Genomic DNA, 9611 nt, shown 5'->3' with positions numbered 1-9611 from the left:
GTTGATAGTTGATAGTTGATAGTTGATAGTTGATAGTTGATAGTTGATAGTTGATAGTTGATAGTTGATAGTTGATAGTTGATAGTTGATAGCGATGTGCTGGGCGGGACAGGGTGCTTTTGTACTTTGATGGGTTAATGCTATTCTAGAAATATTCCCAAATCTAAACTTAAGTTCGACTTAAACAAAAACGAGAACAAAAATGAATTATTCCAATCAGGTTTCTAGCATCTCCCGAGAAAACGTTTTAACTCCTCAAGGACGGGGAATGCTCGTCATTATCGATCCCAGTATCGCCGATTTCCAGCATTTAGCAATGGGAGTTCTTGCGGGTGCAACGGTTTTGCAACTCGATCCTACCAGAGATGGAATCGTTCAAATTAGCGACTATTTGCGGAAACATACGGGATTTACCAGCCTACACCTCATCTCTCACGGCGCACCAGGAAGCCTCTATCTTGGCAGTATAAAACTCAGTTTCGATAATTTAGCGCAATATGTTCCTATTCTCCAACAATGGGGCATGGGAATTGAAGGCGATCGCGATATCCTCCTCTACGGTTGCCAAGTTGCCAAGACTGCACAAGGACGCGAATTTGTCAAGGCTTTAAGCAAAATCACCTCAGCTAAAATTGCAGCATCCTTGAACTTAACCGGAAATGCTGCCCTAGAAGGAAATTGGCAGTTAGACTATCAAACAGGGGCAATTAAGTCCGATTTAGCCTTTGAAACCGAGGTGATGGCAACTTATCCAGCCGTGTTAATCAATATTGCTAATGGAGACGTTCAAGGGCTAATTGACGCAATTAGTGCCGCTAATGAAGGAGGCGATTCTACCATTAATCTAGCCTCAAATGGAACTTATGAATTACTTAGTCACACCGGTCCATTTAATACTCCCTCAGACGGTCCCAATCTCAATCGCGGTTGGAGTGGCTTGCCCGCTATTCTGACAAAAATTATAATTAATGGCAATGATTCCATCATTCGTAGCAGTTCTAGCGCTTCAGAAGCATTTCGCCTCATCTATGTTGACGGAACAACATCACAATCAAAGTCTACAATGGGAGATTTGACTTTAAATGATATCACTCTCGAAAATGGGAATGCCAATTTGGAGATTGTTGGTGGAGTCGCAACTGTTGGGGGTGACGATGGCGGTGCAATTTTTAACGATCGCGGCAAAGTCACCATTTATAACAGTACGATTCGCAATAATGAAGCACTGGATGAAGGAGGTGCGATCGCCAACTTCAACGGGGAAGTCAACATTAATGGCAGCACGATTAATGCTAATAAATCTTTAGGTACAACAACGGATGGTGGGGTTGTTGAAAATGATGGCGCTAATGCTAAGTTAATTATTAATAGCAGTACTCTCAGTGGCAATCAAGGCGACCAGGGGGGAGCGATTCGCAACAGGAATGGCGGCACTGTTGAGGTGAACAATAGTACGTTAACGCAGAATACAGGGATTAGTGGGGGTGGCGGTATTTTTAATGATAGTAGTGGCGGCTCATTTACAGTTAAAAATTCAATTATTGCAGGCAATACCGGAGGCGGATCTGGTCCCGATGTTGTGGGGGCAATTACAGGAAATAGCAATAATCTCATCGGCGGGAATAACTCTGGTACTTCAGGATCGATCGGCACAGGAAGCGATATTGTTGACAGTCGCGCGATCGACCAAATTCTCAACACGACTTTGGCCGCCAATGGCTTACTTGAACGAGATCCTTTTACCCATGCTTTAGTAACAGGCAGTCCGGCGATCGATGCAGGAAACGGATTCGATCGAGATCAGCGCGGTGCCGTGGCGATCGGAGTCCCCGATATTGGTGCCTATGAAACTGGCGCACAAAGCAGTAGTGAGGTTAAATATGCCTCGAACCCGGAGATCGTCATTCCAGATGATACAGGAAGCATTGATTTTGGGGCGACCTCTCAAGGAACCACACTCCAACAAACTTTTACCATTAACAGTACAGGAACACTCCCTTTAAGTTTGAGGAGTTTGACTTTACCCGATGGTTTTAGTCTCGTCGGAGGTTTTCCCAATAGCATTGCAGCAACTAACGACCCCAATGCCCCCCAAACACAAACCTTTACTGTCCAATTAGATGCCTCTAGCGCGGGTACATTTACAGGGGATCTTTCTTTCCAAACCAACGATACTGAGATTAACAATCCTTATAATTTTAATATTAAAGGAACAGTTTTCGATCCCAATGTCAAATTACAAGTTTTTAGCACCGATCAAACTTTTATTCCCGATGATACAGGTATTTTTCAATTTGGAACAACTACTAAAAATGACCCTATTACCATTGCCTTTACCCTCAAAAATACTGATAGTAGTGCTTTCAACTTAAGCGATTTTATGCTTCCCGACGGGTTTAGTTTGGTGGGTGACTTTCCTGCCACGATCGCCCCGAATAGCGATGTCACTTTTACCGTTAAATTAGATGCCTTAGCACTGGGAGACTACACAGGAGAACTTTCTTTCTTAACCAGCGATACAAGTTTGACAGATAGCATCTATAACTTTAGTTTGGGTGGCAATGTTAGCCAAATAACAATTCCAGATTCCCCAGGTACAGATTCCCCAGGTACAGATTCCCCAGGTTTCATATTCTCCGATCGCCTACAAGTAAATAGTAGTCTCAAACGCTTTACAACAGGCAGTCAAGGAGGAGGAAATCTCAAATTTCAACTCTCTGACGATGCCAGCGATCGCATTACGCAAATCAGTATTGTTTATCAAAATGCCAATGGCGATCGTACCCTAACAGACGTTCTTTTTACCGCCCTTCCCTCGCGTTTTCGCCCCAATGGATTTAATGCCAGCCGACAAACCTTTATTCTCGAAAAAATCTCCAGCAATCAAAACTTCGCGATCGAACTCCAAACCATTGATGGTGAAATTCTCACCCAAGAAGTTAGCTTTACAGAAGTGACAACCGGGCGTTTTCAAGTTAAATTTACAGAAGGAATTTCTGTGTTTCTCGAACAAACTAATGAAGGCACTCCCCTCGGAGTCGGCAGTATTCAAAAGCAAGGCAAAGAACTTCTCGATCTGCGAAGTATTTCCGGATTTGTTAGTAGTAGTTTCACAGTGTATCGAGAAGCTAACTTTAGCAACACTGTCGGCTTCTTTTTAGCCAGCGATGAAAATGGAACAGTGAATGGTTTGGCACCAGGAGATACAGGATATGCAGCAGCAGCCATTAATAATCGACTGACGGCTATTGAACTCTCGGTTTTCAATCAAGGAATTGGTGAATTCTCTCATGGATTTGCAGCAGGTTCGTTATTAGTTCCCTTTATGATTATGAATGGAACACCGGATCAATTCTTACTTGAGAATAATACCAACAATATTAACAGTGATATCATCGCCTATTTCCCCTTCTTAGGCGCAAATCCCGATAAAGTCGATCACATTCGCTTATTGGCAAATAACACCTTCGGCTTTGAAGATTTAGTAAATGGGGGCGATAATGACTTTAATGATATGATTGTTGAGGTTAATATTACTCAGGTCTAAAAAATCATCAAGATTGGGCAAAAATATCTGCTCAATCTTTACATTTTTGTCTTTTTCCTAAAACATCTTGACCAACTGAAAAATTCCTCTTAAACTACAAACCAAGCCCTACGATAAACTTCAGGAGTCGAAAAAATGATTCAAATAATTGGCACAATCTTACTGGTTGCATTGTTGTCTTTAACAGCCGTTTCTCAAGATGTTATTCAGGTCGGAAATTTTGGACCCAATGATATTTTTCAATTATTAACGATTATTGCTTTTGTCGCTACACTACAACATAGTGCCGTGGAGGTTATTATGTCAACTTGGCGAGATCCGGCACAAGAAAAACTCAAAGCCGAAATCGAGAGATTAGATGCCGAACTTGCAATTGAAGATGAAACTCCCGAACAGCGCAAACAATGGATGTTAGAACGAAAAGAAATTGATATTAAAATTCAAGAGTTTAAAACGGTAACGAGAAAACTTGCCTTGTGGATTACGCTTCTTTCGGGGGTTTTTGTGAGTGTTGTCGGGATTCGCATTTTGGGAAACTTAATCGATCCCAGTCAACTAAAAGAAATGTCCAAATATCAATCCTTGGGCTTTAATGTTATGGATGTATTTTTAACAGGTGCGTTAATTTCTGGAGGAACAGAAGGGGTTTATCAGATTGTGCAAGTTTTTAGTAGTTTCTTGAATAAGACAACCGAAAAAGTTAAAGCAAATTAAAACAAAAAATGATGAATGAGGAGGGATGAATTATTTCCCTCTTCTCCTATCCCTTTTCTTTCTTGTTTTTATGTTTCTTGCTACCCGTCGTCGCCTTGCTATTTGGTATGCTACCGTTACGGCTATACTGTTATTAGTCTTTGCGACTGGGTTTTATTTCTATGTACGAAATACTCTCATCGATCGCGTTGATGACACTCTCAAGCACGTTACCGAGGTGGTAGAACGATCGCTAGTCATTCAGCATCAACCCGCAGCCAATGGGGGCGATCGCGTCGATATTGCAGCTAGTTTCCGCAATAATACACCAACGAGAGCAGAGGATCGCATCGATCTCGAATGGTTCGATCCTGAAGGACAATTACTCTGGTCAACCTTTAGCATTCCTCCTCAAATTCCTTTGCAACTATCGGGAAGCGGAATTACGGTGCATCTTTCGCCAACCTATCTTTTGCGACAAGTGACGAAACGGATCGAACAAGGCCGTTATGTTTTGGGATACTTGCGAGTCAGTCATCCTTGGTTTGAGGTGACTAAACCCAGTCGTAAGTTAATTTATGATTTAATTTGGGGAACGAGTTTAACGGTTGCTTCCGTTGCGGCCATTGGTTGGCTGCTGTCGGGTCTGGCGATCGAACCGATTAAGGAATCTTATCAAAGTCTCGAACAATTTACCGCCGATGCCTCCCACGAGTTGCGAAATCCGATTGCAACTATCCAAACTAATGTACAAATGGCTTTGGAATATCCCGACAGCGATCCCAAGGTACAGCAGAGACAGTTGCAAATTGTAGAAAGGTTAACACAACGATTGGGAAAATTAGTCAACGATCTGCTTTTTTTAACCCGATCCGATCGCGGAATTGCTCAAAGTCAATTGCAAAGTTTGCCCTTAGATGCACTGTTAATAGAGGCAATTGAAGAGCAACGTTTTGTGGCGGAACGAGAAGATATTCTTTTATTTTTACACATTATCGAACCAGAAAAGCGACACAATTTACAAACAGAAGAAGAATTATTTAATGTGGAGGGAGATTGGGATAGTTTAGCGCGATTGTTTACTAATTTGATGAGTAATGCGATTGAATATTCTCGCGCGATCGCCACAGAAGAAAAAGCCAAAATCGAAATTGAATTACAACGGGTTAAAAAAGATCGCCGTCATGAATGGTTACAAGTGAGGGTGAAAGATACAGGAATTGGTATTCCTGAGAAAGATTTACCTCATCTTTTCGATCGCTTTTACCGAGTCGATCCCTCCCGATCCCGCGATCGCACTCTTTCGCAACCAACAGGATCGGGTTTGGGTTTAGCCATTGCTAAGGCGATCGTCGAAAATCATTCCGGACAGATTAAAGTCGAAAGTCAATTAAATTGCGGGACAATATTTACAGTTCTTTTACCCGTTGCTAAAGGTGGGTCTTAGTGAATGGACAACCGCCAAAAAAATGCGATCGCCGCTTCTCTAGGAAATGGCGATCGCTTTACCCTACAGAGATGTTAAATTTTTTAACGTCTCTACATTATTAAATAGATTAGATATCCTTCTCACCAAAATCCCGAGCCATGTGTTCAAAAGGAGCATCGATAAAAGCAGTATTACCCATACCAGCTTCACTGGCCATTGCCTTGACTATATCCTTCATGATTTGAATGCCTACAACCGTCGGACCGATGGGAACATTCAAAGAATTATAAGTTTCCCGCAATCCCTGCAAAACCCGCTCATCTAGAACATTTGTATCTCCAGCAACCAAAGCATAACTGGCATAACGAAGATAGTAATCCAGATCCCGCAAACAAGCAGAATAACGGCGAGTTGTGTAAGCATATCCTCCCGGACTCAGAAGTTCCGGAACCGTCTCGAAAAGTTGAGCGCTGGCCGCCTTGACGATCGCCGCCGCATTAGCTGTAATCATGGTAGCCACTTCAACCCGTGCCATTCCTGACGCAAAATAGGCCTTGAGGTCATCCATCGCATTGCGATCGAAGTAACGTCCGGCTACATCGTAGTTTCTGATTAGGTTTGTTACCGCATCTCTCATCAAAACTGAACTCCCAATGGAAAAGATTTTTACATTGATATGACTTTTAATTTATTTATCATCCCATAGGGCTGACCGCTCTTAGCTATAAGAGTGTCTTTCCTGCCATTTTGATACATTTCTTCAAAAAACAGACTTTTTCCCCAGATTTTGTTTATGGCGTTACAGTTTTGTAATCTTTATAGATTCGCGATCGCCGGAGATCCCAGCATTATGTATCTGTTTATACAAAAAAGCCCCAAACCTCTCCCTAGGATGAGGGGTTAAAAATAGGCAATAAATTAAGGAGTCACCTCTCAGATGCCCGAAACACCCCAAGAAGTTTTAAAGATGATTCAGGATGAAAATATCCAAATTATCGACCTGAAATTTATCGACCTACCCGGAACATGGCAGCACTGTTCCTTTTACCAAGATCAAATTGACGAAAACTCTTTTGTTGATGGGGTTGCTTTTGATGGCTCCAGTATTCGCGGCTGGAAAGCCATCAACGAATCGGATATGTCTATGGTGCCCGATTCCAAAACTGCTTGGATCGACCCCTTCTACAAAGAAAAAACCCTGAGCATGATCTGTAGCATTAAAGAACCGCGCACGGGGGAATTATATGCTCGAGATCCTCGCAGTATTGCCACGAAAGCCGTTGACTATCTCAAAAATTCAGGAATTGGCGATACAGCCTTCTTCGGACCGGAAGCGGAGTTCTTTATTTTCGATGACGTGCGCTTCGACCAAAACGAACACGAAGGTTATTATTACGTGGACAGTGTTGAAGGGTGTTGGAATTCCGGACGAGAGGAAGCCGGAGGAAACCTCGGTTATAAACCTCGCTACAAGGAAGGGTATTTCCCCGTTGCACCGACGGATACCTTGCAAGATATGCGAACGGAAATGCTACTCACCATGAAGGCCTGTGGTGTTCCCATCGAGAAACATCACCACGAAGTCGCAACGGGAGGACAAAACGAACTGGGTGTTCGCTTCAACACCTTAATCAAAGCCGCAGATGATTTAATGACCTATAAATATGTTGTTAAAAATGTGGCTAAGAAATACGGTCGCAGTGCTACTTTTATGCCCAAACCTTTGTTTAATGATAATGGTTCCGGGATGCACACCCACCAATCAATCTGGAAAAATGGCGAGCCTCTTTTCTGGGGTGAAGGGGGTTATGCGAACCTGAGTCAAATGGCACTACACTATATTGGCGGCATTCTCAAGCACGCTCCGGCATTGTTGGCATTTACCAACCCTTCCATGAATTCTTACAAGCGCTTAGTGCCTGGATTTGAAGCGCCAGTTAATTTGGCTTATTCTCAAGGAAATCGTTCTGCTTCGGTTCGCATTCCCCTCTCTGGTCCTAACCCTAAAGCAAAGCGCCTCGAGTTTCGTTGTCCCGATGCTATGGCTAACCCCTATACTGCTTTTGCAGCGATGCTGTTGGCGGGTATTGACGGCATTAAGAATCAGATCGATCCTGGTTCTCCCTTGGACGTAGATATTTACGACTTATCTCCTGAAGAGTTGAGCAAAATTCCTAGCACTCCTGGGTCTTTGGAAGATGCTTTGGAATGCCTACAGAACGATCATGAGTTTTTAACTGGTCCGGAAGTTTTCACAGAAGACTTTATCGAGAACTGGATTTCCTATAAGTTGGATACAGAAATCAACCCGATGCGTTTGCGTCCTCATCCTTTTGAATTTGCTCTTTATTACGACGCTTAACTAACTCAAAGAAATATCAACATTGCGTTAATATTGTGTTAGTGCGATCGCAGCCACCTTTCGGGGTGGCTGGTTTTTTTGGCTTACTGACCGATAAAATTACCGATAAAATTTAAGACCATCACTGCGGTTTCGTCAAAATGTCTACACCATCCACAGTCACGGCGATCGTATGTTCAAATTGAGCCGAGAGCTTGCGATCCTTCGTTAACGCCGTCCACCCATCCGATAATAATTCATGCTTCCACGTCCCCTCATTAATCATCGGTTCGATCGTAAATACCATTCCCGATCGCAAGCGTTTCCCTTTTCCTTGTCTACCATAATGAGGAATTTGAGGAGGAGCATGAAACACGCGGCTGACCCCATGACCGACAAAATCTCGCACCACGGAAAACCCTTGCGCTTCAGCATATTTTTGGATCGCTGCTCCAATATCGCCAATTCTCCCCCCTGGTTTTACTGCCGCAATGCCTCGATATAAACACTCTTCCGTCACTTCTACCAATTTTTGAGCCGTTGGGGAAGGCGTTCCCACAAAAAAAGTGCGGGATGTGTCGCCGTGATAGCCGTCTACAATGGGAGTAACGTCAATATTGATAATATCTCCCTCTTTGAGAATCTGTTTTGCATTGGGAATGCCGTGACAAATCACCTCGTTGACGCTAGTACAAATAGATTTAGGAAAAGGTGGTTTTCCATATCCCAGAGGGGCGCTTTTAAAGCCGCGTTCTTGTGTCCATCGTTCCGCCTCATCATTAATTTCGAGAGTGCTAATGCCTGGTTTGACCATCTTGCCAACATGATTGAGGAGTTCGGCGGCCACTTGTCCCGCACGTCTCATTCCCTCGATTTCTCTCTGTGATAAAAGTGTAATTTGTTCGCTACCCATTTAATTTATGTGTACTTCTGGTATTTTCTCAATATTTCCATTCTAATTTCTTCTCTCCCTTCTGCGATCGCCCAATCTGAGTTAATAGTTAATGTTGAATGTGCAAATTTAAAATATACTGCCCTAACTGCATTTTACCGGAGTAGAGTTCATATTCCAGATGCAGGCGATCGGGCAGCAAGTCCCCCGATAATTGTAACCGACGGGTAAAATTTTTCAGGTGCAGGGAGTTGGCGGCATCGAGGGTTTCATCTTGTAACCAATAGCGACTTGTCCCATCACTATCTTTTTCCCAGCAGTGACGATAGCCAAGTTTTCCTTGCCCCTGCATGGTCATAATGACGCGATGTGCGGATAATTCTAGCCATAAAAGACCGTCGTTTTGATTGCCATTTAAAGCTGTCTGAGGCTGATGGGGAAGGCGATCGGGAAAAGGAGGCTGTTTTAAAACAAGATGAAATCGTTCGGCATCTTTACGATGGAGGGTTGCGATGGTTTCAAGGGTAGATTGTAGGGGCAGATCGACAGAGGTTAAGGACAGGCTGATCAGTTTGCGGTATTGGGCAAGCATTGGGTTACAGGGTTGAATGCTTGACATCTCCCCGCTTTAAAAAGACGGGGATTCTGTGGTTAATCCACCGAAAGCGGGTTAAAACCGCGCTTTCTCCAAGTCTGTCAACAGACTCCT

At 43.3% G+C, this 9611-nt stretch carries 7 protein-coding genes; 4 read left to right on the top strand and 3 right to left on the bottom strand.

Translation table 11 applies throughout. The annotated features are described in order from the left end of the window. Nucleotides 1-202 precede the first annotated feature (202 nt). From JUI58_RS11875 to JUI58_RS11865, 3 genes are all read left to right on the top strand, one after another. Nucleotides 203-3547: a DUF4347 domain-containing protein gene (locus JUI58_RS11875; protein ID WP_204104002.1), complete on the top strand. Its 3345-nt coding sequence runs from the start codon at nucleotides 203-205 to the stop codon at nucleotides 3545-3547. Between the two features lie 135 nt (nucleotides 3548-3682). Beyond that, nucleotides 3683-4261, top strand: coding sequence for a hypothetical protein (locus JUI58_RS11870; protein ID WP_204104001.1), 579 nt, complete (start codon nucleotides 3683-3685; stop codon nucleotides 4259-4261). Between the two features lie 70 nt (nucleotides 4262-4331). Continuing rightward, nucleotides 4332-5687 carry a HAMP domain-containing sensor histidine kinase gene (locus tag JUI58_RS11865; protein ID WP_204104000.1) on the top strand — a complete coding sequence of 452 codons (1356 nt, stop codon included), beginning with the start codon at nucleotides 4332-4334 and terminating at the stop codon, nucleotides 5685-5687. Between the two features lie 109 nt (nucleotides 5688-5796). Here JUI58_RS11865 and apcB read toward each other — a convergent pair whose 3' ends face one another. Further along, nucleotides 5797-6306 (bottom strand): allophycocyanin subunit beta, encoded by a 510-nt coding sequence (gene apcB, locus JUI58_RS11860; RefSeq protein WP_204103999.1) that lies wholly within the window; start codon nucleotides 6304-6306, stop codon nucleotides 5797-5799. A 300-nt stretch (nucleotides 6307-6606) separates the two neighbouring features. On the opposite strand from apcB, the gene glnA reads away from it, so the two are divergent. Next, the gene (gene glnA, locus JUI58_RS11855; RefSeq protein WP_204103998.1) at nucleotides 6607-8031 is read left to right on the top strand and encodes a type I glutamate--ammonia ligase; all 1425 of its coding nucleotides are present in this window, start codon (nucleotides 6607-6609) and stop codon (nucleotides 8029-8031) included. Nucleotides 8032-8152: 121 nt separating this feature from the next. Here the strand turns inward: glnA and map are convergent, their stop codons facing one another. Further along, on the bottom strand, nucleotides 8153-8923 hold the full coding sequence (gene map / locus JUI58_RS11850) for a type I methionyl aminopeptidase (protein WP_204103997.1): 771 nt from the start codon (nucleotides 8921-8923) through the stop codon (nucleotides 8153-8155). An 88-nt stretch (nucleotides 8924-9011) separates the two neighbouring features. Then, nucleotides 9012-9494, bottom strand: coding sequence for a hypothetical protein (locus tag JUI58_RS11845; RefSeq protein ID WP_204103996.1), 483 nt, complete (start codon nucleotides 9492-9494; stop codon nucleotides 9012-9014). Nucleotides 9495-9611 lie beyond the last annotated feature (117 nt).

This window comes from Spirulina sp. CCY15215 (genome assembly GCF_016888125.1).
In the GTDB taxonomy this organism is placed as follows: Bacteria; Cyanobacteriota; Cyanobacteriia; order Cyanobacteriales; family Spirulinaceae; genus CCY15215.
The sequence above is the reverse complement of the archived record's forward strand: the minus strand, read 5'-3'. Positions and strand labels throughout refer to the sequence as shown.